Annotated in this window: 26 protein-coding genes; 3 read left to right on the top strand and 23 right to left on the bottom strand. The window is 61.1% G+C overall.

Annotated elements, in window-relative coordinates:
• Nucleotides 1-33 precede the first annotated feature (33 nt).
• The 3 genes from ACW9UO_RS16815 (at nt 34) to ACW9UO_RS16805 (ending at nt 4,488) form a co-directional block, all read left to right on the top strand.
• Nucleotides 34-1,806 carry a glycosyltransferase family 2 protein gene (locus tag ACW9UO_RS16815; protein ID WP_457086915.1) on the top strand — a complete coding sequence of 591 codons (1,773 nt, stop codon included), beginning with the start codon at nt 34-36 and terminating at the stop codon, nt 1,804-1,806.
• Nucleotides 1,803-2,747, top strand: coding sequence for a glycosyltransferase family 2 protein (locus ACW9UO_RS16810; RefSeq protein ID WP_457086914.1), 945 nt, complete (start codon nt 1,803-1,805; stop codon nt 2,745-2,747). Before ACW9UO_RS16815 ends, ACW9UO_RS16810 begins: the two co-directional genes overlap by 4 nt.
• A gap of 214 nt (nt 2,748-2,961) precedes the next feature.
• The gene (locus ACW9UO_RS16805; protein ID WP_457086913.1) at nt 2,962-4,488 is read left to right on the top strand and encodes a DEAD/DEAH box helicase; all 1,527 of its coding nucleotides are present in this window, start codon (nt 2,962-2,964) and stop codon (nt 4,486-4,488) included.
• A 45-nt stretch (nt 4,489-4,533) separates the two neighbouring features.
• Here the strand turns inward: ACW9UO_RS16805 and ACW9UO_RS16800 are convergent, their stop codons facing one another.
• The 23 genes from ACW9UO_RS16800 to ACW9UO_RS16690 form a co-directional block, all read right to left on the bottom strand.
• Nucleotides 4,534-4,959 (bottom strand): OsmC family protein, encoded by a 426-nt coding sequence (locus tag ACW9UO_RS16800; RefSeq protein WP_457086912.1) that lies wholly within the window; start codon nt 4,957-4,959, stop codon nt 4,534-4,536.
• A 224-nt stretch (nt 4,960-5,183) separates the two neighbouring features.
• Nucleotides 5,184-6,851 carry a ribonuclease J gene (locus ACW9UO_RS16795; protein ID WP_457086911.1) on the bottom strand — a complete coding sequence of 556 codons (1,668 nt, stop codon included), beginning with the start codon at nt 6,849-6,851 and terminating at the stop codon, nt 5,184-5,186.
• On the bottom strand, nt 6,841-7,629 hold the full coding sequence (locus tag ACW9UO_RS16790; RefSeq protein WP_457086910.1) for a type III pantothenate kinase: 789 nt from the start codon (nt 7,627-7,629) through the stop codon (nt 6,841-6,843). The genes ACW9UO_RS16795 and ACW9UO_RS16790 overlap by 11 nt, the downstream gene beginning before the upstream one ends.
• A 12-nt stretch (nt 7,630-7,641) precedes the next feature.
• On the bottom strand, nt 7,642-8,376 hold the full coding sequence (locus ACW9UO_RS16785) for a biotin--[acetyl-CoA-carboxylase] ligase (RefSeq protein WP_457086909.1): 735 nt from the start codon (nt 8,374-8,376) through the stop codon (nt 7,642-7,644).
• A 131-nt stretch (nt 8,377-8,507) separates the two neighbouring features.
• Nucleotides 8,508-9,947 (bottom strand): NADH-quinone oxidoreductase subunit NuoN, encoded by a 1,440-nt coding sequence (nuoN, locus tag ACW9UO_RS16780; RefSeq protein ID WP_457086908.1) that lies wholly within the window; start codon nt 9,945-9,947, stop codon nt 8,508-8,510.
• A gap of 12 nt (nt 9,948-9,959) precedes the next feature.
• Complete coding sequence (locus ACW9UO_RS16775) at nt 9,960-11,501, bottom strand: NADH-quinone oxidoreductase subunit M (RefSeq protein WP_457086907.1); 1,542 nt, start codon at nt 11,499-11,501, stop codon at nt 9,960-9,962.
• On the bottom strand, nt 11,501-13,675 hold the full coding sequence (nuoL, locus tag ACW9UO_RS16770; RefSeq protein WP_457086906.1) for an NADH-quinone oxidoreductase subunit L: 2,175 nt from the start codon (nt 13,673-13,675) through the stop codon (nt 11,501-11,503). Before nuoL ends, ACW9UO_RS16775 begins: the two co-directional genes overlap by 1 nt.
• A 4-nt stretch (nt 13,676-13,679) precedes the next feature.
• On the bottom strand, nt 13,680-13,985 hold the full coding sequence (gene nuoK, locus ACW9UO_RS16765) for an NADH-quinone oxidoreductase subunit NuoK (protein ID WP_007814905.1): 306 nt from the start codon (nt 13,983-13,985) through the stop codon (nt 13,680-13,682).
• Between the two features lie 207 nt (nt 13,986-14,192).
• Nucleotides 14,193-14,795 carry an NADH-quinone oxidoreductase subunit J gene (locus ACW9UO_RS16760; RefSeq protein ID WP_457086905.1) on the bottom strand — a complete coding sequence of 201 codons (603 nt, stop codon included), beginning with the start codon at nt 14,793-14,795 and terminating at the stop codon, nt 14,193-14,195.
• Nucleotides 14,792-15,199 (bottom strand): carboxymuconolactone decarboxylase family protein, encoded by a 408-nt coding sequence (locus ACW9UO_RS16755; RefSeq protein ID WP_457086904.1) that lies wholly within the window; start codon nt 15,197-15,199, stop codon nt 14,792-14,794. The genes ACW9UO_RS16760 and ACW9UO_RS16755 overlap by 4 nt, the downstream gene beginning before the upstream one ends.
• On the bottom strand, nt 15,196-15,690 hold the full coding sequence (gene nuoI, locus ACW9UO_RS16750) for an NADH-quinone oxidoreductase subunit NuoI (RefSeq protein WP_457086903.1): 495 nt from the start codon (nt 15,688-15,690) through the stop codon (nt 15,196-15,198). Before nuoI ends, ACW9UO_RS16755 begins: the two co-directional genes overlap by 4 nt.
• Nucleotides 15,690-15,977 carry a hypothetical protein gene (locus ACW9UO_RS16745; protein WP_457086902.1) on the bottom strand — a complete coding sequence of 96 codons (288 nt, stop codon included), beginning with the start codon at nt 15,975-15,977 and terminating at the stop codon, nt 15,690-15,692. Before ACW9UO_RS16745 ends, nuoI begins: the two co-directional genes overlap by 1 nt.
• Nucleotide 15,978: 1 nt before the next feature.
• Nucleotides 15,979-17,016, bottom strand: coding sequence for an NADH-quinone oxidoreductase subunit NuoH (gene nuoH, locus ACW9UO_RS16740; RefSeq protein WP_457086901.1), 1,038 nt, complete (start codon nt 17,014-17,016; stop codon nt 15,979-15,981).
• 6 nt (nt 17,017-17,022) lie between these two features.
• Nucleotides 17,023-17,382 (bottom strand): hypothetical protein, encoded by a 360-nt coding sequence (locus ACW9UO_RS16735; protein ID WP_457088681.1) that lies wholly within the window; start codon nt 17,380-17,382, stop codon nt 17,023-17,025.
• A gap of 44 nt (nt 17,383-17,426) precedes the next feature.
• Entirely contained in the window at nt 17,427-19,448 is a 2,022-nt protein-coding gene (nuoG, locus tag ACW9UO_RS16730) for an NADH-quinone oxidoreductase subunit NuoG (RefSeq protein ID WP_457086900.1), read from the bottom strand.
• A 5-nt stretch (nt 19,449-19,453) separates the two neighbouring features.
• Entirely contained in the window at nt 19,454-19,849 is a 396-nt protein-coding gene (locus ACW9UO_RS16725) for a DUF5333 domain-containing protein (RefSeq protein ID WP_457086899.1), read from the bottom strand.
• Entirely contained in the window at nt 19,846-20,175 is a 330-nt protein-coding gene (locus ACW9UO_RS16720; protein ID WP_457086898.1) for a hypothetical protein, read from the bottom strand. Before ACW9UO_RS16720 ends, ACW9UO_RS16725 begins: the two co-directional genes overlap by 4 nt.
• A gap of 6 nt (nt 20,176-20,181) precedes the next feature.
• Nucleotides 20,182-21,480 carry an NADH-quinone oxidoreductase subunit NuoF gene (gene nuoF / locus ACW9UO_RS16715; RefSeq protein WP_457086897.1) on the bottom strand — a complete coding sequence of 433 codons (1,299 nt, stop codon included), beginning with the start codon at nt 21,478-21,480 and terminating at the stop codon, nt 20,182-20,184.
• 15 nt (nt 21,481-21,495) lie between these two features.
• Nucleotides 21,496-21,714 (bottom strand): DUF5337 domain-containing protein, encoded by a 219-nt coding sequence (locus tag ACW9UO_RS16710; protein WP_457086896.1) that lies wholly within the window; start codon nt 21,712-21,714, stop codon nt 21,496-21,498.
• 17 nt (nt 21,715-21,731) lie between these two features.
• On the bottom strand, nt 21,732-22,613 hold the full coding sequence (locus ACW9UO_RS16705; RefSeq protein WP_457086895.1) for an endonuclease: 882 nt from the start codon (nt 22,611-22,613) through the stop codon (nt 21,732-21,734).
• Between the two features lie 29 nt (nt 22,614-22,642).
• A complete protein-coding gene (locus ACW9UO_RS16700; RefSeq protein WP_457086894.1) occupies nt 22,643-23,899 on the bottom strand; it encodes an NADH-quinone oxidoreductase subunit E in 1,257 nt (418 codons plus the stop codon).
• Between the two features lie 90 nt (nt 23,900-23,989).
• A complete protein-coding gene (locus tag ACW9UO_RS16695; RefSeq protein WP_457086893.1) occupies nt 23,990-24,295 on the bottom strand; it encodes a hypothetical protein in 306 nt (101 codons plus the stop codon).
• Nucleotides 24,292-25,521, bottom strand: coding sequence for an NADH-quinone oxidoreductase subunit D (locus tag ACW9UO_RS16690; protein ID WP_457088680.1), 1,230 nt, complete (start codon nt 25,519-25,521; stop codon nt 24,292-24,294). Before ACW9UO_RS16690 ends, ACW9UO_RS16695 begins: the two co-directional genes overlap by 4 nt.
• Nucleotides 25,522-25,524 lie beyond the last annotated feature (3 nt).

Genomic DNA, 25,524 nt, shown 5'->3' with positions numbered 1-25,524 from the left:
GCCACTGGCCGCGAAAACCGGCAAAGTCGGGCCATGACAGCACCGCGCAAACCCACGTATGACGGCGGCATCGAGGCCGTTCTTGCCCAGATGGAGGCGCGGCGCGAGCCGTTGACCTTTTCCAAGACCGAAAGCCTGCCGCCTTTGGATGTGGCGCTTGCGCCGCTGCGCGACGCGGTGGTGCCCGGAGCCGCCATTGATCCGCTGCGCGATGAGCCTGTGCGCTCTTCCAACCGGCGCAAGATGCTGGAAATCCGCGAGGAATTGGCCGGCAACAGCGAGCTTTGCGCCCTGCACGGGCTGCTGATCGCGCATCTGCGCAAGTCAGGTCAACCCGCCCACACTGCCGCCCTGTTTCAGCGGCTTTGGGCCGAGGAACACGCGCATCTGTTGCAACAGCTTGATCCCCGCTGGCTGGTTTCGGCGCTGACCACCTTTGGCGATCATGGCCAGACCGAAGTGCAGCGCCGCATCGGACAGGCGATGACGGTGCTGTTTGGCACGATGAAACTGTACGAGAGCGAGCGGCTGTACTCCGGGCTTGCTGCCGACACGCCGTTTGCGCTCAAAGGCAAGGATCGCGGGGCGCTGCCGTTGGATATGGACGCGTTTCACCTGCCGGCGGGCGGGCTTGACGTGAATATGCTCGGGCGGCTGTGGATTGATGCGGGCGAGGACGCGGTGCTGCGCCCGCTTGCGCGGCATCTGATCGATCTGCTGATCCACGACCCGCGCACCGTGTTTCGCCGCCTGCGCACCATGCGCCAACGCAAGGCGCGCCGGGAGGCTGCGCGCAAGGCAGACCAAGATCCGCCGGGTGAGCCGAAAATCACCGCCAAAGTCACCCATGTGCCGCCGCGCCGCGGGCCGCTGCCGCGCTGGGGCGTGGTTTGCACCAGCAATGCGCCGCTGACCGAGATCCAGAAGTTTGCCGCGCATTATCTGGCGCTTGGGGCCGAGGCGATTGCGCTTTATCTTGATGCCCCCGCCCCGGATGTGAGCGGTTTTTTCGCCGGTCACCCCAAGGTGCAGGTGACCCCCTGTGATGACGCCTACTGGCAGGCCGTGGAAAAGCCACGCCCCGAGGCGCATCAGTTGCGGCAAGCGCATAATGCCACGCGGACGTACCGCGCGTCCGAGCTTGATTTCCTTGGACATTTCGACACTGACGAATTTCTGTTGGCCGAGAGTGACGTTGCCAAAAGCCTGCGCTTTGTGCCCGACGATTGCGCGCAGGCGCGGGTGCGCCCGGTCGAGCTTTTGCCGCCCCAAACCGGCCTGCCCCGGCACTTCAAGAACACCCATCGCCAGACCGACAATAAGCGCAGCGTGCTGAGCCAGATCTATCCGCATTACGGCGCCTATCTCACCGGCGGTTTCATCAGCCACACCAGCGGCAAGGTGCTGGCCCGCACCCGAATCGAGGGTGCACGGCTTGGCATTCACGGCTTGCGGCTGAACGGGGCGTCGGTGGGCAATGAGGCCGAGATGCCGCGGCTGAAACTGGCGCATTTCCACGCCGCCAGCTTTGCGCATTTCCGCGACCGGGTGATGTTTCGCCTGGACCGCGGGTCGTATCGCAAGCCCGAGGATGACGAGGCGATGCGTTTGGGCGATGTGCTTGATTTCATTCTGGAAACCGAGGGTGAGGATGGGTTGCGGCATTTCTTTGACGAGGTCTGCGCCGACACGCCCGAGCTGTGCGCGCGGCTGGGTGAATATGGGATGCTGATGACGCACGCGCTCGATCTTGAGGCAGAGGTTAGGGCGGTTTTCGGCCCGGTGAATGCGGCAGGGGCAGTATGACGCGCTGGGGCATCGTGTCGACGATCAAGGCACCCGAGGACGACATCCTGAACTTCGCCGCCTACCATCTGCAGCGCGGCGCGCACCGGCTCTACATCTACCTTGATGCCCCGAAACAGGCGGTGTTCGACCGGCTCAAAGCGCACCCCAAGATCCGCGTCGTGGCCTGTGATGACGCCTGGTGGGCCAAGCGCAAGGGCCGCCCCGACAAGCACCAGACGCGCCAATTCATCAACGCCCGCCACGCCTATAACCGCAAACCCGAGGTTGAGTGGCTCGCCCATATCGACGTCGACGAGTTCCTTTGGCCCGCGCGCCCGATCGCCGAGCAGCTCGCCGCCCTGCCCGACACCTGCCTTTGCGCCCGTGTCCGACCGGTTGAGGCGCTCGCCCCCGCCCCCGGCGACACGCGCCCCGAGACCACGTTCAAGGCGTTCCACCTTGCCGCCGAGGCCCGCCGCCGCGCATCCGAGGCGGTGTTTCCGACCTATGGTCGCTATCTCAGCGGCGGTTTCCTAAGCCATGTGGCGGGCAAACTGTTCTATCGCACCGGCATCGACGGGCTGCAGGCCAAGATCCACAACATCACCGTGGACGGAGCGCAAAACCCCGGCGAATCGGCGTTGGCCGAGACCGAACTCTGCCACCTGCACGCCCAAAGCTGGGAGGACTGGCAGCGCACCTATCGCTATCGGATGACCAAGGGATCGTATCGCGCCGAGCTTAAATCTCAGGTTAATCGCGACAGCGGCGGACTATCGCTGCACCAGTTGTTTACCATGATCGAAGACAGCGACGGCCCCGCTGGCCTGCGCGCCTTCCACGACGAAGTCTGTGTCGCGCATCCGGCCGTCTGTGACCGGCTCGCCGCCGAAGGGCTGTTGCGCCGCCATGATCTTAACCTTGAGCGAGCGCGCACCGAGGAATTCCCGCAAAACTAGTGTACACTCGCCGTGTTGTAGTGATTCTCGCAACAATCCCACGGTCTTTGGGGCGAATTTCCTCATATTTGCTTGCCGCAAAGCCGCATGATTGACCGCAAGCGCATTGCGCGGTAGAAGCCCGCGCGGGGATCATGACTGCGATAATGCAGGGCCATAGGGGTCTCTCCCATCATATGTACGGGCCAAATGTGTCCGTAAACATCGGACACACATGACGAAATTTTCTGATCTCGATCTGAATCCCAAAGTTCTCAAAGCCGTTGAAGAAGCGGGCTACGAGACGCCCACGCCGATTCAGGCGGGTGCCATTCCCGCCGCCCTACAGGGCCGTGATGTTCTCGGTATCGCCCAGACCGGCACCGGCAAAACGGCAAGCTTTACGCTGCCGATGATCACCATGCTGGCCCGTGGCCGCGCTCGCGCCCGGATGCCGCGCAGCCTCGTGCTTTGCCCGACGCGCGAACTCGCCGCTCAGGTGGCCGAAAACTTTGACACCTACGCCAAGCATGTGAAGCTCACCAAGGCGCTGCTGATCGGCGGCGTGTCGTTCAAAGAGCAAGACCTGCTGATCGACAAGGGCGTTGACGTTCTGATTGCGACGCCAGGCCGCCTGCTGGACCATTTCGAACGTGGCAAACTGCTGCTCACCGGCGTGCAGGTCATGGTGGTGGATGAGGCCGACCGGATGCTCGACATGGGCTTTATCCCGGATATCGAACGCATCTTCTCGCTCACGCCTTTCACCCGCCAGACGCTGTTCTTCTCGGCCACAATGGCCCCCGAGATCGAGCGTATCACCAACACCTTCCTGTCGAACCCCGAGCGCATCGAAGTGGCCCGTCAGGCCACCGCGTCCGAGACCATCGAACAGGGCGTCGTGATGTTCAAAGCCTCGCGCCGCGACCGTGAAGGCAGCGAAAAGCGCAAGGTTCTGCGCGCGTTGATCGAAAACGAAGGCGCGAAATGCACCAACGCCATCGTCTTCTGCAACCGCAAGACTGACGTCGACATCACCGCGAAATCGCTGAAGAAATACGGCATGGATGCGGCCCCGATCCACGGCGATCTCGATCAATCGCAGCGGACCAAAACGCTTGATGCCTTCCGCAATGGCGATCTCAAGATCCTTGTGGCCTCTGACGTGGCCGCGCGCGGCCTTGACGTGCCATCGGTAAGCCATGTGTTCAACTTTGACGTGCCCAGCCACGCCGAGGATTACGTACACCGGATTGGCCGCACCGGCCGCGCCGGGCGTGATGGCAAGGCGATGATGATCTGCGTACCGAAGGACGAAAAGAACTTCGATGCGATCGAAAAGCTGATCCAGAAAGCCATTCCGCGCTTGGAAAATCCGATCAAATCGGATGACAAGCCGCAACAGGACGTTGCTGCCGAGGCTCCCGCCGACGCACCCAAACCTGAGCGCCGCCAGCGGACATCGCAACGTCGCGAAAAGCCTCAAAGCAAGCCGCAGGTCGAGGCTCAGGATCGGTCGCAAGCCGCGGCACCTCAGCAGGCCCCAGCACCCGCACCCGAACCGCAAGCGGCTGCACCGCAGGCACCCGCTCCGCAGGCTGCCAAGCCGCAGGAACGCGCTTCTTCCTCCTCGTCGTCGCGCAACAACTCCAACAACCGTGGACGCGGTTCGCGTTCAGGTGGCGACAACAAGGTTGTGGGCATGGGCGATCACATGCCCCAGTTCATCGCGCTAAGCTTCGACGAGCGCCGCGCCAGCTAACGACTTAAGGGATGGGAGCCAAGGCCCCCATCCCATCCGCTCAGATCAGACCAGTTTCGCGTCGAGCGTGATCTCTGCATTCAAAAGTTTGGAAATCGGGCAGCCTTCTTTGGCACCATTCGCAGCTTTGAGGAAATCCTCTTCGCTCGCGCCCGGGATCTTGGCTTCCAGTTCCAGATGCACCTTGGTCACGGCAAACCCGCCATCGACCTGCTCCAGCGACACAGTCGCCTTAGTGGCCAGACTGTCGGCCACCAGATCGAAGTCCGCCAACACCATCGACAGCGCCATTGAGTAACAGCTCGCATGTGCCGCACCGATCAGCTCTTCGGGGTTGGTCCCCGGCTGGCCCTCGAACCGCTTGTTAAAGCCATAATTCTCATTCGACAGCACGCCGGACTCGCTCGAAACCGTGCCTGTGCCGTCTTTAAGACCGCCCTTCCAGACGGCGGAACCTGATTTTTTGATCATATCACTGCATCTCCTTTTGCTTGGATACGCACGGCCCCAAAAGGCCGCTCCCACCAAACAATAGGGCACCGCGCGCAAGATGCATCCTCAATACAAAAGAAATTTCAGGGCCCACCGCGCCCCGGCACCCCCATCCTTCTTCTGTTCCTAAATACCGCAGGGGGTCCGGGGGGCAGAGCCCCCCGGCCTGTCGACACGCGCAGGCGTGGCGAAATAATCGAGCCTCAGCTCAACCGGCTGACAATCACCGTCACTTCCGGTTTCCGGCCAATCTCGTTCATCGAGGAATTGCGCGTGATCCGCCGCATGTCCTCGTCAAGCTTGTCGTCATTGGTCATCGTCTTGGCCCCGGCGCGGCCCAGATACTGCGAGAGGTCCTGCTCGAGCACATCAACCAACGGCACTTGGCTGCGCCCAATCTCGGGCAGCCCCATCACCTCGCACCACGGCGTGCCCAGCGGCTCGTCGTCTTCGTCAAGGATGACCGTCACCACCACATGCCCGTTCAGCGCCATGCGAATCCTATCACGGATGATGCCGTCCATCGCGCCGATCTGGATCGCGCCATCCAGGTACACCCGGCCGGTTTCGACAAACTCCGCCACCTCGGGGCGATTGCCCGACAGGTTCAGCATCGTGCCATTCACCGCCAGCGCCGCCGCCCGCCCCTTGCGCTGGGTCAGCTTGACGTGTTCGCGCAGGTGCCGGTGTTCACCGTGCATCGGGATCACCATCTGCGGCTGCATCAGGTCCTGCATCCGCTCAAGATCGGGCCGGTTGGCGTGGCCCGAAACGTGGTAATGCCCGCTGGAATCGTCCACCACATCCACGCCCTTTTCCGAGAGCTGGTTCATGATGCGGATCACACCCTTTTCGTTGCCCGGAATGGTCTTGGACGAGAACAGGAACAGATCGCCTTCGCGCAGCTCCAGCCCGTTGTACTTGCCCCGCGCCAGTTGCGCGCTCGCCGCCCGGCGTTCGCCCTGCGACCCGGTGACCAGCAGCATAATGTTTTCACGCGGAATGCCGCCCGCATCCTCGGGCGAGACCACTTTGGGAAAATCGGTCAAAACGCCGGTCTCGATCGACGCTTCGATCATCCGCCGCATCGCCCGGCCCAACAGAACGATCGACCGCCCTGCCCGCTGCCCCGCCTCGGCCAAAGTCTTGACCCGCGCCACGTTGCTGGCAAATGTCGTTGCACAGACCAAACCCTTGGCGCTCGACACCAGGGCTTCGATCTCTGGCCCAACCGTCACTTCCGAGCGCCCCGCATGGGGGGAAAACACGTTGGTACTGTCGCAGACCAGCGCCTTGATCCCGTCTTTGGCCACATCGCCCCAAAGCTGCGGATCAAACGCCTCGCCAACAATCGGCGTCTCGTCGAGTTTGAAATCGCCGGTGTGCACAATCCGCCCCTGCGGCGTGTCGATCACAAGGCCTGAGCTTTCGGGGATCGAGTGCGAGATCGGCAGAAAGCCCACCGTCATCGGCCCCGCCTGCACCGTTTCGGGCCAGGCCGAAACCGTCTTGACCGTGCTTTCGGGCAGGCCTTTCTCGTCCATCTTGCGCCGCGCGATATTGGCGGTAAAGGCGCGGGCATAGACCGGCGCGCCAAGGCGTTCCCAGAACTGGTGCACCGCACCCACGTGGTCTTCATGCGCGTGGGTGATGAAAATCGCCTCAAGCCGGTCACGGCGTTCGATCAGCCATGTCATGTCGGGGAAAATCAGATCGACCCCCGGCGTGCCGTCCATATCCGGGAACGTCACCCCCAGATCAACGAGGATCAGGCGTTCTTTGTCCTTCGGCCCGTAGCCATAGACATAGGCATTCATGCCGATTTCGCCCGCCCCGCCAAGTGGCAGGTAGATGATGCGTTCACTGCTCATGGGTAATCCCGTTTTCCTTGTTAAAAGCATGGATAACCGTCAGCCCATGCATCGTCAGATCTTCTTCGATGGAGTCAAATAGCATCTGCCCCTGTGCGAACAAGGGCGCAAGCCCCCCGGTGCCAATGATCCGCATCGGTCGGGCATATTCTGCCCGAATGCGCTCGCAAATGCCCGTCACAAGGCCGACATAGCCCCAAAACACCCCCGACTGGATACATTGCACCGTATTGGTGCCGATCACCTTGTCAGGCTGGCGGATGTCCACATGCGGCAGCGCCGCCGCCCCCATGTGCAAGGCCTCAAGGCTCAGGTTCACGCCCGGCGCAATCACCCCGCCGACATAAGCGCCATCCTCGGCCACCACGTCAAAGGTGGTGGCGGTGCCGAAATCCACCACGATAAGGTCGCCGCCGTGACGGTCAAAGCCGCCCGCGGAATTGACCAACCGGTCTGGCCCGACCGCCGTTCCAGCATCCACCCGCGGCGGGATCGGCAACAGGCACTCGGGCTTGCCCACCACCAATGGCCGGCAGCCAAAGAACCGATCGGCAAAGACCCGAAGGTTGAACACCACGCGCGGCACCGTCGACGAAATGATCACCTCGGTGATATCGGCGTCGATGCCGTAATGTTTTACCAGCGTCGAATACCAGGTGAAATAGGCGTCCGAGGTGCGGGCGTGGTGGGTCGAGGTGCGCAGGGTGCACAGGAACTCGGTGCCATCCCAGATCGAGAACACGGTATTGGTATTGCCGCAATCAATGCACAGAAGCATGCCCCGCCTCCCTCAGAAAAAGACATCCGCCGCCGGAACGGCGAGACGGTTTTTTGCGGTTTCCAGCACCAGATTGCCGTGCGCGTCGACATCGGTGAAGGTGCCGGTGATCTCACTGGTGCCGGTGCGCGCGGTGATGACTTCACCCAGCCGCGCCGCCCGCGCCATCCAGGCCGCGCGGATCGGCGCAAAGCCATAGGTGGCAAAGCTCGCTTCATGCGCGGCAAATGCGGCGGCCAGCGGGGTAAGGAACTCTTCGGGCGTCACAGCCACCCCCACCTCAGACAGCAGCGAGACCGGGCGAAACGCCCCTGCCTCCACCGCTGCGGGTTGCGGGGCATCCGCCAGATTGACGCCGATGCCAATCGCCAAGGCCCCGCCGGGCAGGCTTTCCAACAGAATGCCCGCCACCTTGCCACCGTTCAAAAGCACGTCGTTGGGCCACTTCAGCGCGAAACTTTCAGGCCGGGCAGAGACCGCCACAAAGGCATCAAACAGCGCCAGTGAGGCCACGAAAGACCGCAGCGCCGCGGCGTGCGGTGTGCCCTCGGGGCGCATCACCAAGGTGGCCGAGAAATTGCCCGAAGGGTCGGCCCAAGGTCGCCCACGGCGCCCCCGCCCCGCAGTTTGGCGCAACCCAAGGATCCACTCCGGCCCGGACAGGCTGGCGGCTTGGCGCGCGGCCTCGGCGTTGGTGCTGTCGACCTCCGCCAAAACCTGACGTCCATATCCCTCAGGCCAGTGCATCGCAGGCCTCCGCTTTCAGACCAACATCGCCACAGACACTAGCCCCGGCGTCACCGCGACGTGCCGGAACGGCACCGGGCCGCGAGGGGTTCGATGCCCCTCGCGGCCCGCCCCGCGGCATGAGAAACCGCTCAGTTGACAAGCGTCGCTGCCGCAGCCTCGGCCACGCCTTCGATGCCAAACAGGTTGACCACGCCAAACAGCATCGCCGCTGCCGAGGCCATCAGGAAACCGTAGAGGATTGGCGATCCGCCCTTGTCGAGCGCCTCGTCCGTTTCCTCGCCGAAGTACATGTAGTACACGATCCGCAAGTAATAAAACGCCCCGATCACCGAAGCGATCACACCGGCAATCGCCAGCCAAACCAGCCCGCTTTCGACAGCGGCACGCAACACGTAAAGCTTGCCGAAGAAACCCACCAGCGGCGGCACACCGGCCAGCGAGAACAGCAGGATCAGCATCGCCAAGGCCTTGCCCGGCTCGCGGCGCGAATACATGTGCAGGCTGTCGATGGATGTCACCGGCGCGCCGTCTTTCTCCATCGACATGATGAAGGCAAAGGTGCCGACGTTCATCGTCACATAGATCGCCATATAGATCAGCATCGCCTGCACGCCGAACACCGTGCCCGAGGCCAGACCCATGAGCGCATACCCCATGTGGGCAATCGACGAATAGGCCATCAGCCGCTTGATGTTTTTCTGGCCAATCGCGGCGATCGCGCCAAGGAACATCGACAGCACCGACAGGAACGCGAGGATCTGTTGCCAGTCGCTGGTCACGCCGCCAAAGGCATCGTGCAGCACGCGGGCAAACAGCCCCATCGCCGCCACTTTCGGCGCGGTGGCAAAGAACGCGGTGACAGGTGTGGGCGAGCCTTCATAGACGTCAGGCGTCCACATGTGGAACGGCACCGCCGAGACCTTGAACGCCATGCCCGAGATCAGGAACACCAGACCAAACAGCAGCCCAATCGACACGTCGCCCTGTGCGGCGATGATGATGCCCGCGAACTGTGTGGTGCCGGCAAAACCATAGGTCAGCGACGCACCATAAAGCAGCAGACCCGACGACAACGCGCCCAGCACGAAATACTTCAGGCCGGCTTCGGTCGATTTCACGCTGTCACGGCGCAGCGACGCCACGACGTAAAGCGCCAGCGATTGCAGCTCGAGCCCCATGTAAAGCGACATCAGATCGCCCGCCGAGACCATCATCATCATGCCCACTGCGGCAAAAGCCACCAGCAGCGGATATTCAAACTTCAGGATGCCGCGCGCGGCCATGTAGCCTTGACTCATCACCAGAACGGCGGCGGCCGACAGCAGGATCGTCACCTTGGCAAAGCGCGAAAAGCCGTCATCGACAAACATGCCGTTGAACGCGATTTGCGTTGGCCCGCCATTGGTGCCAATCCAGAAGGCAACGGCGACGAACACCCCGGCCGTGGCCCATGTCAGCGGCGCGGCCAGCGCGTCTTTGGTGGTATAGACCGCCCCAAGCAGCGCCAACATGGCGAAAACCGCGATGACAATCTCGGGGAGGATGATGTTCAGATCAGCCTGGATCATACTCCGGCTCCCTTAATGACCGGCAACCTGAACCGCATCCGAAGATGCGGCCAGCGCCGTCTGGTAGTTGGAAACAAGTGACTCGACCGAGGGGCCGATGATGTCGAGGATCAGCGCCGGATAGACACCGAGAAGGATCGTCATCACCACCAGCGGCGCAAAGATTGCGCGCTCGCGGCGGGTCATGTCAGTGATGGTGCGCAGGCTTTCCTTGATCAGGTCGCCCATGACAACCCGGCGATACAGCCAAAGCGCATAAGCCGCCGACAGGATCACACCCGAGGTGGCAATCGCCGCGACCCAGGTGTTGGCCTGGAACATGCCCATCAACGTCAGGAATTCACCGACAAACCCAGAGGTCCCCGGCAGCCCGACGTTGGCCATGGTGAACAGCATGAAGATCAGCGCATAGGCCGGCATCCGGTTCACCAACCCGCCATAGGCGTCAATCTCGCGGGTGTGCATCCGGTCATAAATCACGCCAACACACAGAAACAACGCGCCCGAGATAAAGCCGTGCGACAGCATCTGAAAGATCGCGCCGTCGATGCCCTGTTGGTTGGCCGAGAAGATGCCCGCCGTCACATAGCCCATGTGCGCGACCGAGGAATAGGCGATCAGCTTCTTCATGTCTTCCTGCACCAGCGCCACCAGCGAGGTATAGACAATCGCAATCGCCGACAGCCACAGCACCAGCGGTGCCATCACATCCGTCCCAACCGGGAACATCGGCAAGCTGAACCGCAGGAAGCCATAGCCGCCCATTTTCAACAGGATCGCCGCCAGCACAACCGAACCCGCCGTCGGGGCCTGAACGTGTGCGTCGGGCAACCAGGTGTGCACCGGCCACATCGGCATCTTGACCGCAAAGCTGGCAAAGAACGCGAGGAACATGAGCGTCTGAGCCCCGCCGACAATCTGGATCCCCAAGAGTGAGAAGGTCTCGGACCCGAATTCATGCCGCATAAGCGTCGGGATATCCGTGGTGCCGGCTTCGGTGAACATCGCCACCATCGCCACCAGCATCAGCACCGAGCCGATGAAGGTGTAGAGGAAGAACTTGAACGACGCGTAAATCCGGTTCTTGCCGCCCCAGATGCCGATGATCAGGAACATCGGGATCAGACCGGCTTCGAAGAACAGATAGAACAGCACGATGTCCAGCGCCATGAACACGCCAAGCATCAGCGTTTCCAGCACGAGGAAGGCGATCATGTATTCCTTGACGCGCTTATCGACGCTCCAGCTGGCCGCGATGCACAGCGGCATCATGAAGGTGGTCAGCATGACAAACAGCACCGAAATGCCGTCAACGCCCATTTTGTACTTCAGACCCAACAGCCAAGCGCCCTCTTCCACAAACTGGAAGCCGGTTTTCGAGCTGTCGAACTGCGCGAGGATGAACAGCGAGATCAGGAAGGTCGCCGAGGTCGCAATCAGCGCCAGCCATTTGGCATTGCGATTGGCCGCTTCGTCTTCGCCGCGCAGGAAAACCCCGAGGATCAGCGCCCCGAGTGCCGGGATGAAGGTGACGATGGAAAGGAGGTTGTCCATTAGTGCGCTCCTCCGTTGAGCGACATCCATGTGATCAGGATTGCGATCCCGATCACCATGGCGAAGGCGTAGCTAAAGATGTAACCGGACTGAAAACGGCCAGCGAGACGGGTGAAGAACGGAATGATCCCCATCGACACGCCATTCAGCGCGCCGTCGATGGTATTCTCGTCACCGCGTTTCCACAGGAAGCGGCCAATCGCTTTGGCGGGCTGCACAAAGATGAAATCGTAGATTTCGTCAAAGTACCACTTGTTGAGCAGGAAGAGATACAGCGGGCGCTGTTGCTCGGCCAGCCGGACCGGAATGGTCGGGTCGATGATATAGAACCAGAACGCCGTGGCGAAACCGATCAGCATGGCGATGAAGGGCGAGATCTTGACCCAGACCGGCGCATGGTGTGCGTCGTCCATGACATGGTTGTCGGCTGCCATAAAGATCGCGCCTTGCGGGGCTTCGGCGTTGGCGATGTTGGGATGAGTGCCATCCACATCAATCGGGAAGTTGTTCTCAGGCACCGCATGATCGTCGGCCACAACTGCCTCGGCAGGCGCGGCATCCGCTTCGGCAGGCGCGGCATCCGCGACGGCATGGTCATCCGTCGCCATCTCCGCGTCATGACCAGCGTCAGCCGCGACATGCGCATCGGGGATGCCGAAGAACTTGTTGACCTGCTCATGGCTGCCAAAGAACGACCCGTACCAGATCATCCCGGCCAGCACCGACCCAAGCGCCAGCACACCAAGCGGCACCAGCATAACCACCGGGCTTTCATGTGCGTGTTCGTGGGTGTGTTTGTCGCCGCGTTGCTTGCCATAGAAGGTGAGGAACATCAGCCGCCAGCTGTAGAAGCTGGTGAACAGCGCCGCCACAACCAGCGCCCAGAAGGCAAAGCCGCCTTGGGTGCCCGCATAGGCGCTTTCGATCACCGCATCCTTGGACAAGAAGCCCGCGAAACCGATGTGGGTCAGCGGAATGCCAACGCCGGTGATCGCCAGCGTGCCGATCATCATCGCCCAGAAGGTATAGGGGATCTTTTTGCGCAGGTTGCCATAGTTCCGCATGTCCTGCTCGTGGTGCATCGCGTGGATGACCGAGCCGGCACCGAGGAACAGCATCGCTTTAAAGAACGCGTGGGTGAACAGGTGGAACATCGCCACCGAATACACGCCAACACCCGCCGCCACGAACATATAGCCAAGCTGCGACATAGTCGAATAGGCGATGACGCGTTTGATATCGTTCTGCACCAGACCGATGGTGGCGGCGACAAAGGCGGTCGCGGCACCGAGGTAGGTGATGAAGGTGGTCGCTTCGGGTGCGTATTCCATCAGCGGCGACATGCGGCTGACAAGGAAAACCCCTGCCGTCACCATCGTCGCGGCGTGGATCAGCGCCGACACCGGGGTCGGGCCTTCCATCGCGTCTGGCAACCATGTGTGCAGGAACAGCTGCGCCGATTTGCCCATCGCGCCGATGAACAGCAAGAACGCAATCAGGTTGGCTGCGTTCCATTCGCTCCACAAGAAGGTAAGCTGCGTGTTCGCCAATTCAGGCGCGGCGGCAAAGATATCGTCAAACCGGATCGAGTCGGTCAGGAAGAACAGACCAAAGATACCGAGCGCAAAGCCGAAGTCACCGACACGGTTGACGATAAAGGCTTTCATCGCGGCGGCATTAGCCGACGGCTTGCGATAGTAGAAGCCGATCAAAAGGTAGGATGCGACGCCCACGCCTTCCCAGCCAAAGAACATCTGCACAAGGTTGTCCGACGTCACCAGCATCAGCATGGCGAAGGTGAAGAACGACAGATAGGCAAAGAAGCGCGGCTTATAGCTTTCGCCGTCTTTCCACTGCGGATCGTGATCCATGTAGCCAAAGCTATAAAGGTGCACGAGCGACGAGACCGTCGTCACCACCACCAGCATGATCGAGGTCAACCGATCCAGCCGGATCGACCAGTCGGTGGACAGCGAGCCACTTTCGATCCAGCGCATGATCTGGATGTGCTGGGTCTCGGGTCCGTGGGTCAGGAAGACGATCCACGAAAAGGCGCAGGCCGTGAACAACAGGCCCGTGGTGATCCACATCGCGCCGCGTTCGCCGATCAGCTTCCAGCCGAAACCGCCAATGATCGCGCCAGCCAAGGGGGCAAAGAGAATGATGCTTTCCATGATCTTAGCCCTTCATCACGTTGACGTCTTCCACGGCGATGGTGCCGCGGTTGCGGAAGAAACAGACGAGGATGGCAAGGCCAATGGCCGCCTCTGCCGCCGCCACCGTCAGGACGAACAGGGTGAACACCTGCCCCACCAGATCGCCAAGATGGGCGGAAAAGGCGACGAGGTTGATATTCACCGCCAGAAGCATCAGCTCGATCGACATGAGCAGAATGATCACGTTCTTGCGGTTCAAGAAGAGGCCGAAGATGCCAATGACAAACAGCGCCGCCGCCACCGTCAGGTAATGTTCAAGTCCGATCATGTCGTCCCTCTGGGCTTTTGCCCGTTTCGTCTTTTCATCTCCTGCCTTAAACGGCAGGTCTTTATCAGTTCGCTGCGCGACCGCGCCGTTGCCTAATCCAGCGTAGCGCCGCCACGCCCATAATTGCCTTTAGCGCCCAAAGTCCGGCAAACCCCAGCACCCCGACCTTGAGAAAAAGGCCATGCGCCAGGGCAAACGCGCCGTCCATCAGAGGCCCTGCCCCGGTTTGACGTCGCGCAGTTCCATCGCCTTGGCCGGATCGCGGTACATCTGCGCCAGCACGTTCTGACGTTTGACATCCTTGCGGTGCCGCAGGGTCAGAACAATCGCGCCGATCATCGCCACCAGCAGGATCAGACCCGAGAGTTGGAACAGCAGGAAATAATCGTCATACAGGATCACGCCCAAAGCATGAGTGTTGTGCACATCCGTGGGTGTGACCTGCGTGCGCAGCCCCTCAGCCACTTCTGCCGTCTGCCACGCGCCGACCGCCATCGCGAATTGCATCAGCAGAACCACACCGATCAACAAGGCAAGCGGCATATAGCGCGCCATCTCGGCCTTTAATTCGGCAAAGTCGACGTCGAGCATCATCACCACAAACAGGAACAGCACCATGACCGCGCCGACGTAGACGATGATCAACAGCATCGCCACGAACTCCGCGCCCAACAGCACGAAAAGCCCCGCCGACGACAGAAACGCAAGGATCAGCCACAGCACCGAATGCACCGGGTTGCGGCTGATCACAGTGAACAGCCCCCCGGCGATGGTGCTGAGCGCAAAGAGATAAAAGGCGAACACTGTCATTTTGCGTTATCCTCACTGCCGTCCATAACATCCCGAGCCAGTTCCATGGCCCGCGTCATGGCGGGAAGGCCAGCGAACATCGACATCTGCGCGATGGTCTCGGCGATTTCATCTTTCGTCGCGCCGGCCTCGATGGCGTGGCGCACGGTCATACGGAACGGGGTCTCGGCCTGAGCCCCCTGCATGGTCAGCCCGGCCAGCGTGAGCAAAAGCCGGGTCTTGGCATCAAGCCCCTCGGACGAGACGCCACGGCCAAAGGCCATTTCCATCATCTCTTTGGGCATGGTCGGCCAGAGCGACTCAAACCCCTTGGGCGAGAACGTCTCAAGCGCCGGATTGAAGGCTTTCGCCATTTCCTGAGCCTGGCTCATCATCAGCTCGAATGGGGTTTTATTATCGGTCATCTGTAGGGTGCATCCACTTCGAGGTTGGCCGCAATTTCGGCCTCCCAACGGTCGCCGTTCGCCAAAAGCTTGTCCTTGTCGTAAAACAGCTCTTCGCGGGTCTCGGTGGCGAATTCAAAATTCGGACCTTCGACAATGGCATCCACCGGACAGGCCTCTTGGCAGAAGCCGCAGTAGATGCACTTTGTCATATCGATGTCATAGCGCGTGGTGCGGCGGCTGCCGTCGTCGCGCGGTTCGGCGTCGATGGTGATGGCCTGCGCCGGGCAGATCGCTTCGCACAGCTTGCAGGCAATGCAGCGTTCTTCGCCGTTGGGATAGCGGCGCAACGCGTGTTCCCCGCGAAAACGCGGGCTTAGCGGGCCTTTTTCATGTGGATAGTTCAACGTCGCCTTGGGCGCGAAGAAGTATTTCAGACCCAGCTTGAAGCCGACGAAAAAGTCCTGCAACAGGAAATATTTCGCGGCCCGGCCATAATCGATATCTGCCATCAGTCTTCCCCTTGCGCGGCGGATGTGTCCGGCAACTTTCCCAGGTTGGGCCAGTTGCGCGGACCCGTTGCCTTTTGGGCATCCGCGTCTTGTTTCGTGTCGGTCTGGTCAGACCCGCCCTGCAACGCCGCCCAGCGAAAGATCGCGGCGGCCACTTCGTTTTGTTGCGGCAGCGGATTGCCATCGTCGTCGTAATCCGGCAGCCCGCAGTCCTGCACCACGAAATCCGCCAACGACACCATGTCGATGTATTTCGCGTCCATGATTGCGTCTTTCAGATCGGTCATGTCAGCCTCCTACGGCCCAGCGGGCATACGCCCCCCAGAACCAGTCGAACTTGGCGGCAAAGGCCACGAAGACCACCCAAACCAGCGAGAACGGCAGGAAGACTTTCCAGCCCAGGCGCATCAGTTGGTCATAGCGGTAACGGGGGGTGATCGCCTTCACCATCGCGAAGATGAAGAAGAAGAACGCCATCTTGGCAATCATCCACAGCACACCATCCGGCAGGCCCGGAATGGGCGAGAGCCAGCCGCCAAAGAACAGCAGCGAGGTCAGCGCGCACATCAGGAAGATCGCGATATACTCACCCGCCATAAACAGCAGGAAGGGGGTCGAGGAATATTCCACCTGATAGCCAGCCACCAGTTCCGATTCCGCTTCGGGAAGGTCGAAGGGCGGGCGGTTTGTCTCAGCGAGGCAAGAGATGAAAAACAGGAACACCATCGGGAAATGCGGCAGCCAGTACCACGAGAAGAAGCCGAAGCGGCCATCCTGCGCGTGGACGATATCGCCAAAGTTCAGCGAGCCGGTCGAGATGATCACACCGATGATGATCAGGCCGATCGAGACCTCATACGAGATCATCTGCGCGGCCGATCGAAGCGACCCGAGGAACGGGTATTTCGAGTTCGACGCCCAGCCCCCCATGATCACGCCGTAGACCTCAAGCGAGGACATGGCGAACACATAGAGGATGGCGACGTTGATATCCGACAGCACCCAGCCATCGGCAAAGGGGATCACCGCCCAAGCAATCACCGCAAGGACGAAAGACGCCATCGGAGCGAGGAAAAAGACCGGTTTATCGGCGCCAGCGGGCACCACCACTTCCTTGACCACGTATTTAAGCGCATCTGCCACTGATTGCAGCAGCCCGAAGGGCCCCACAACGTTAGGTCCGCGCCGCATCTGGACAGCCGCCCAGATTTTGCGGTCACCGTAGACGAGGAACAGCAGCGAAATCATCACAAAGCCCAGCACCGCAAGGCACTGCGCGAGGATGAGAACACCAATTCCAAGTGGGGTCGAAAAGAAATCTGCCATGGTCCCTCACACAGTCGGTATGCCGTTTTCGCGGCAGTTCGCCACGACGACTTCGGCATCTATCGTCTTCAATCCGTCGGGCAGTGACGGCGAGATGGTGTAAACCGCATCCCCGCGCCAAACGCCACCCTCTTCGCGGGTATTCGTGCGCACATGCCGCGCAAATCCGTACCCTCGTATCAATGCATACTGCGCCGCAGCACATTCCGCATAATCCGCCACATCCTGCGTGTCGCGCGCGCCGGTCATCTCCACATGGAAATTCACCAGATCGCCCTCAAGCAGCCGGGTCTCGATGCCGCCATAGGCCGGCTCGAACGGGATATCCGCCGTGGCATTATCCACGTCGCAGCCGCCAAGCGCCATCACGGGCAGCAGCGCCGCCCCGAGCCATATACGCATATGTCGGATCATTCCGCAGCAATCTTCGCCTCCCCGCGGGCCTTCGCATTGGCCGACAGTTCCGCCATCAACTGGCTGGCACGCGCAATCGGGTTGGTCAGCCAGTAGTCTTTGATCGCATTGCGGAACGACGCGTCGCCAAGGCTTCCGGCCTCGGTCGGCTGCCAATCGTTCTCGGGCACATCGTCGATCTTGGCCAGATGCGGCACGTCCTTGACCAGCTGTGTGCGCAGTTGCGCAAGGCTGTCATACGGCAGTTTCGCGCCCAACTCACCCGAAAGTGCCCGCAGGATCGCCCAGTTTTCCTTGGCCTCGCCGGGGGCAAAGCCCGCCCGCAGCGCCAGTTGTGGCCGGCCTTCGGTGTTGACGAACAGCCCGTTTTCTTCGGTATAAGCCGCGCCCGGCAGGATCACATCGGCGCGGTGTGCACCGCGGTCGCCGTGGCTGCCTTGATAGATCACAAACGCGCCGTCCGCGATTTCGATCTCATCTGCACCGAGATTGTAAATCACATCCGCGCCGTCGATCGCCGCCGCAAGCCCGCCTTCGGTCACGGCACCCACGTCCATCGCGCCAACACGGCCAGCGGCGGTGTGCAGCACAAGGAACTTGCTCTCGGTCGCCCCGGCAAATTTCATCGCCTCGGCCAGAACCGCAGCACCGTCCGCCTCGCGGATGGCACCCTGCCCGACAATCACAATGGTTTCGCGGCTCAGCGCATCCTCGTGGCCGCCGTCGTTCAGCTTGGACAGCGCGGCACGGTCGGTGCCCAGGTGGAAATATTCAAACGTCAGATCAACGGCTTCGCCAACAACGCCAATCTTGGCACCATTGGACCAGGCCTTGCGCAAACGCGCGTTCAGCACCGGCAATTCCTCACGCGGGTTGCAGCCGATCAGCATGATCGCCCCGGCGTGATCGATATCCTCAATCGCGGCGGTGCCCACATACCCCGAGCGGTTGCCCGCCGGCAGTTTCGCACCATCGGTGCGGCACTCGACGTTGCCGCCCTGCCCTTCGATCAGTTGCTTGAGCGCATAAGCGGCCTCAACCGGGGCCAAATCGCCCACAAGACCCGCCACTTTCGTGGCACCCTTGATGGCCTCAGCAGCTTTGCCCAGAGCTTCGTTCCAAGTTGCCGGACGCAGTTTGCCGTTGTCACGGATATACGGTTTATCAAGGCGTTGACGGCGCAGACCGTCCCAGACAAAGCGCGTCTTGTCGGAAATCCATTCCTCATTCACACCGTCATGGTTGCGCGGCAAAAACCGCATGACTTCGCGGCCTTTGGTATCGACCCGAATGTTCGAGCCAAGCGCATCCATCACGTCAACCGACTCGGTCTTGGACAGCTCCCAAGGGCGGGCGGTAAACGCATAGGGTTTCGACACCAACGCGCCCACCGGGCACAGATCAATGATGTTGCCCTGCATGTTGCTGTCGAGCGTTTCGCCAAGATACGCGGTGATCTCGGCATCTTCGCCCCGGCCAGTCTGGCCCATCTGGTGAATGCCCGCGACCTCGGTGGTGAAGCGCACACAACGGGTGCAGGAAATGCAGCGGGTCATGTGGGTTTCAACCAACGGCCCAAGATCAAGATCGTCCACCGCGCGTTTCGGCTCGCGGAAGCGGCTGAAATCAACGCCATAGGCCATCGCCTGATCCTGAAGATCGCATTCGCCCCCCTGATCGCAAATCGGGCAATCAAGCGGGTGGTTGATCAGCAGGAATTCCATCACGCCCTCGCGGGCCTTCTTGACCATCGGAGAGTTGGTTTTCACCACCGGCGGCTCGCCGTCCTTGCCGGGCCGCAGATCCTTGACCTGCATGGCGCAGGATGCGGCGGGCTTGGGCGGACCGCCCACAACCTCAACCAGACACATCCGGCAGTTGCCCGCAATCGACAGCCGCTCGTGATAACAGAAACGCGGCACTTCGATACCGGCCTGTTCGCAGGCCTGGATCAGGGTCAGCGCCCCGTCAACTTCGATCTCGGTGTCGTCGATGATGATCTTTTTCAGGTCCGTCATGGCTCTCACTTCACGCTCAGAAAGGAGCCGATCTGGCTGCCTTTCGAAATCTCTTCACGCCCCAGCGCGCAGTATGTTTCGGGTTTGCCCGATACCACGCCATTGGCTTTCATATACGTCGCCGCCGCGCCTTCGATGCGCTTGCGCTCTTTCTTGCTTTCGACGAAATCCTTGATCTCGTCCTTGCTATAACCCAGGTCGCGGGCCTGCTTTTCCAGCGACCGCACGAAGGCCCAGCCCTTGATCAACCGCGCCGAAAGATCGGGGCAGGCAATCCGCAACTGATCGGCAATCATAACGTCGCGCAGCCCGGTGTTGATGAACCCGACCGACGACAGCGGCGACAGCGCCACCGCAGGCCCGGCAATCGCCAGAAAGGTTATGCACGCCAGTCGCTTCATTCCACGCACCGCCCCTGCAACACAACTTTGTTGCCATTACGCGGCAGGGTCTCTGCCTGCGGATCGACCTGCCAGTCGATGTCCGACACGCCAAACCAGCGAATGCAATACTGCGTGCCCTCATAGCGCACCGCCTCGCGCACCCCGACCTCAGAGCGCGACACAGGCCCCGCCGTGGCGATGAAATCACGCCGATCCGCCCGGTCCACCGGCTTGGCCGAGCCACGGAAAATCTCACCATCAAAGGTGATCCGCTTGCCATCGGCGCTGCCGTCACAGGCAGCCAGCACCAGCGTCGTGGACAAAAGGAGGATCAAAGCGCGCATATCCGGTTACTCCGCAGCCATCGCGCCCATACGGCCCGTTTTTTGCGCTTTGATACGGTCTTCGATCTCTTCGCGGAAGTTGCGGATCAAGCCTTGGATCGGCCAAGCCGCCGCATCGCCAAGCGCACAGATCGTGTGGCCCTCGACCTGCTTGGTCACATCCCAAAGCATGTCGATTTCTTCGATCTCGGCCTCGCCGCGCACCAAACGCTCCATCACCCGCATCATCCAGCCGGTGCCTTCACGGCACGGCGTACACTGGCCACAGCTTTCGTGTTTATAGAACTTGGCCAGCCGCCAGATCGCCTTGATGATGTCGGTCTCTTTGTCCATCACGATCACCGCCGCCGTGCCAAGGCCAGAGCCAAGGTCATTGCGCAGATAATCGAAATCCATGATCGCGTCTTTCATCTTTTCGCCGCGCACACAGGGCACAGACGAGCCGCCCGGAATGACCGCCAAAAGATTGTCCCAACCGCCGCGAATGCCACCGCAATGCTTCTCGATCAGTTCCTCGAACGAGATCGACATCGCCTCTTCGACAACACAGGGGTTGTTGACGTGGCCCGAGATGGCAAACAGCTTGGTGCCCGCGTTATTGGCGCGGCCAAAGCCCGCAAACCATTCCGGCCCCCGGCGCAGAATCGTCGGCACAACCGCGATGGATTCAACGTTGTTCACCGTGGTCGGGCAGCCATAGAGGCCAGCACCGGCCGGGAACGGCGGCTTCATCCGGGGCATGCCCTTGCGGCCCTCAAGGCTCTCGAGCAACGCGGTTTCTTCGCCGCAGATATACGCCCCGGCCCCATGCGCCACGTAGATGTCAAAGTCCCAGCCCGAGCCGCAGGCATTCTTGCCCACGAGACCGGCGTCATAAGCCTCATCAATCGCGATCTGAAGCGCTTCGCGTTCGCGGATATATTCGCCACGGATGTAGATGTAACACGCGTGGGCCTGCATCGCGAAGCTGGCAATCAGGCAACCCTCAATCAGCGTATGCGGATCGTGACGCATGATTTCGCGGTCTTTGCAGGTGCCCGGCTCGGATTCGTCGGCATTGACCACAAGATACGCCGGACGTCCGTCGCTTTCCTTGGGCATGAACGACCATTTCAGACCGGTCGGAAAGCCCGCCCCGCCCCGTCCGCGCAGCCCGCTGGCCTTCATCTGGTCCACGATCCAGTCGCGGCCCTTTTCGATGATGCCCGCCGTTCCATCCCAATGGCCACGCTTTTTGGCGCCCTCAAGCGTACGGTCATGCATCCCGTAGATGTTGGTAAAGATCCGGTCCTGATCCTGGAGCATGTGCGATGCCACCCTTTAATTGTTCTGACGCTTGCGCCAGATCTGATAGATATTGACGAACGCCCAGATGAACGCCGCCAGAGCCAGTAGGTCGACAAGAAGCGCGTAGCGCCCCGCCAGACCGATTTTCGGCCCGATGAATTGGGCCCCGAGCCAGATCAGCATCGTTCCGGCAATCACCAGCGCCGTGATGCGCCCTTGCCGTGCGAGTGCCAGTTCTGCGTCGCGATCCATCCCTGTCCTTGCCCCCGTCAGTTCACGTTGCCATCGCTGGCGCGTGCGGAGAGGTCTGTATCACTAACAGCCGCGAGCGTTTTGGCCTGCGCAACCCATGCGTCGCGGCTCACGCGGCCTTTGAAGCCTTCGAGATTGTCATCGACCCAAGACACTTCGCTGTCGGTCCAAGCGGCGATCTGGTCGAAGTGGTAAAAGCCCATGCCATTCAGCATCTGTTCCATCTTTGGCCCGACACCCTTGATCTGTTTAAGATCATCCGCACCGCTGGCGCGCGCGGCACTAAGGGCTGCGGGTTTGGCGCCTGTGCCGCTTGCTTTTGCCGAAGCATCGGGCGCGGTGCCGCTGTAGGTCCAGCTGCCCTTCCGGCTGGCGAGTTCGTCCTGCCCGGGCAGGGCCGCGCTGGGTTTGAGCGGCGAAACCGGCGCAGGCGTTTCCTCAACTTCAGTCTCGTATGTCCAGCTGCCCTTGCGTTCAGACAGTTCGTCTTCGCCAGCAAGCGCGGCGCTGGGGGTCATTGCAGCTTTGTCTGCAACCGGTGCCTCAACGTCACCAGCGTCGGGCGTTGGTGATGCCTCGGTCGGTGCCGCGGCAGGCTCCGGCGTTGGCTCAGGTTTCGGCTCCGGTGCGGGCGCGGGTTTCGCCGGGGTCGAGGCTGTCTGGGCGAGAATAGTCTGGGCGGAGGGCGTGGCAGTGGTGCTGACAACGCCAGATTTCGGCGTGGGCGAACATCCCAACCACACAAGCAGCGATCCCAGCAGGCCAAACGCCAGCAGACCGACAACAAGAGCCGCGAGAAGGCCATAGCTGAACACGAGCATAAGAAACACCAGCGCGCCCACAATTGCGGCGGCTGTCCAGCACTTGCGTGCGCATGGTCCTGTTGATCTGTCAGTCATCGGCGTTTCTCCCGTTTAGAACCACTCTCTCAGTCGGCATCACCTTTCGTCGACTGCGGCGTGGCATCTGCCGCCCCGCCGTCTGCCAGTGCTTTCGCCTGAGACACCCAAGCATCGCGCGTCACCCGGCCTTTGAAACCTTCGAGGTGCTGATCGACCCAGGCAATCTCGTCTTCACTCCAGTTCGCGATCTGATCGAAGTGATAGAAGCCCATGGAATGGCACATGTCTTCCAGCTTCGGCCCGATGCCTTTGATCTGCTTGAGATCATCGGCCTTGCCATCGCGTGCGCCATCAAGCGCCGACGGGCGCGAGCCCTCGGGCGCCGATGCGCCAGTATCCGATGCACCGGTATCCTGAGAAGCGCCCTCTTTGGTGCCAGCCTCTGCCTGAGCCGAGTCTTCGACCGCCTCAGATCCATCGGTTTTCGGATTGTCAGCCGAGACCGGACGCCCGGTTTCAACCGCCTGCGACTCGCGCTTGTCGATGCCGGTTTCGTCAATCGGTGCGTTCTTCGACGGCTGCGGTTCTTCGGCGGCGGCCCCCATCATTCGGGCTGCAGCGTCGCCGTGATTGGCGCCCTGCTGCCACGGGGCCGTGAGCGGCACTTCGGTGCCGTCGATCCGTTTGATGGTGTCGCCGATGTCGGTCGCAATCTGCGCCGAGGCGTTATACTTGTGACGGCCCTCTTCGTGCTCGGTCAGGCTGGTGAGGCCCGATTTCGGCTCGGAGGTATAGCGCCCGTTCTGCGGACCGGGCACCGGCACCTTGCCAGCGGCAATCTCGTCGATGATTTCGGCCAGACGCTCGGTTGTCAGGTCTTCGTAATAGTCCTTGCCGATCTGGGCCATCGGTGCGTTGGCACAGGCCCCGAGGCATTCGACCTCTTCCCAGCTGAACTTGCCATCCGCCGAAAGCTCATGCGCCTTTGGCGCAATCTTTTCCTGACAGACCGCCATCAGATCCTCGGCCCCACAAATCATGCAGGACGTGGTGCCGCAAATCTGGATATGCGCAAGGCTGCCAACGGGTTGCAACTGGAACATGAAGTAGAACGACGCCACTTCCAGCACGCGGATATAGGCCATGCCGAGCATGTCAGCGATGGTTTCAATCGCCGGGCGGGTAAGCCAGCCTTCCTGCTCTTGCGCGCGCCACAACAGTGGAATCACGGCGCTGGCCTGACGGCCTTCGGGATACTTGGTGACCTGCGCCTCGGCCCAGGCACGGTTGGCCGTGGTGAAGGCGAAACTGTCAGGTTGGTCGTGATACAGACGGCGCAGCATGATCGTTCTTTCCGTTCCTCGCCAGAGCCCGAGACCTCTGACACTTGCTTTTCGTTGCCCCGAGTCGCGTCCGACACAGGGCCAATTGCATCAGGCCGTAACGGCCTTGGGCGCACAGGCCCCCGTGGTCAGGCGCACACCGCCTTTTTCAAGTCGAATGGCCTGTTCGCGGGCAAGCCGTTGTTCGGTAATCGCCACGGCCTGTTCGCGGGTGAGCCCGGCCTGGAATTGCACCGCACCGTAATCCGCCTCGCTGACCAAGGTGCAGCCCAGCGAGGCCACAGCCTCGTCATAGGCCGCAAGGCTGTCGACCGTTGTGCCCTCGGGCGGCAGGTCCATACAGCCCGCCAGCGCCGCCAAAGCCGTGACGGCAGCGATAATACGCAGCCCCCTCACCGGTCAATCTCGCCAAAGACGACATCCATCGTACCGATGATCGCCGCCACATCCGCCAGTTGGTGGCCGGTTGCAACGTAGTCCATCGCCTGAAGATGCAGGAACCCGGGCGCGCGGATCTTGGCGCGGTAGGGTTTGTTGGTGCCATCGGCCACAAGATATACGCCAAACTCGCCCTTGGGCGCCTCGACCGCGGCATAAACTTCGCCCGCGGGGACGTGAAAGCCTTCGGTGTAGAGCTTGAAGTGGTGGATCAGCGATTCCATCGAGGTCTTCATCTCGCCACGCGACGGCGGGGTGATCTTGCCACGGGCAAGGATATCGCCCTGCCCTTCGGGCGCGCGCAGTTTCTCGATCGCTTGGTGGATGATCAGCAGCGATTGGCGCATCTCTTCCATGCGAACAAGATAGCGGTCAAAGCAATCGCCATTTTTGCCCACAGGGATCTGGAATTCGAATTCGTCATAAAGCTCATAGGGTTGCGCACGGCGCAAATCCCACGCAAGGCCAGAGCCCCGCACCATGACGCCCGAGAAACCCCATTCCTGAATGTCTTCTTCGCTGATGATGCCGATGTCGGCATTGCGCTGCTTGAAGATACGGTTTTCGGTCAACAGCCCGTCAATATCCGCGATCACGCGGGGGAAATCATGCGCCCATTCCTCGATATCATCGAGCAGATCCGCAGGCAGATCCTGATGCACACCACCGGGACGGAAATAGGCCGCGTGCAAACGCGCGCCGCTGGCCCGCTCATAGAACACCATGAGCTTTTCACGTTCCTCAAAGCCCCAGAGCGGCGGCGTCAGCGCGCCAACGTCCATCGCCTGAGTGGTGACGTTAAGCAGGTGGTTCAGGATACGGCCAATCTCGGAATAAAGCACCCGGATCAGCGAGGCCCGGCGCGGCACTTCAACCTTGCACAGCTTTTCAATCGCCAGACACCAAGCGTGTTCCTGGTTCATCGGGGCGACGTAATCGAGCCGGTCGAAATACGGCAGGTTTTGCAGGTAGGTCCGGCTTTCCATCAGCTTTTCGGTGCCACGGTGCAGCAGGCCGATATGCGGATCGCAGCGTTCCACGATCTCGCCGTCAAGCTCTAGTACAAGCCGAAGAACCCCGTGCGCCGCAGGGTGTTGCGGGCCGAAGTTGATGTTGAAATTGCGGATTTTCTGTTCGCCGCTCAGCGCGTCGGTGCTGCCGTCGTCAAATTTCGAGCCATCCATCAT

Source organism: Marinovum sedimenti (genome assembly GCF_054052205.1).
The sequence above is the reverse complement of the archived record's forward strand: the minus strand, read 5'-3'. Positions and strand labels throughout refer to the sequence as shown.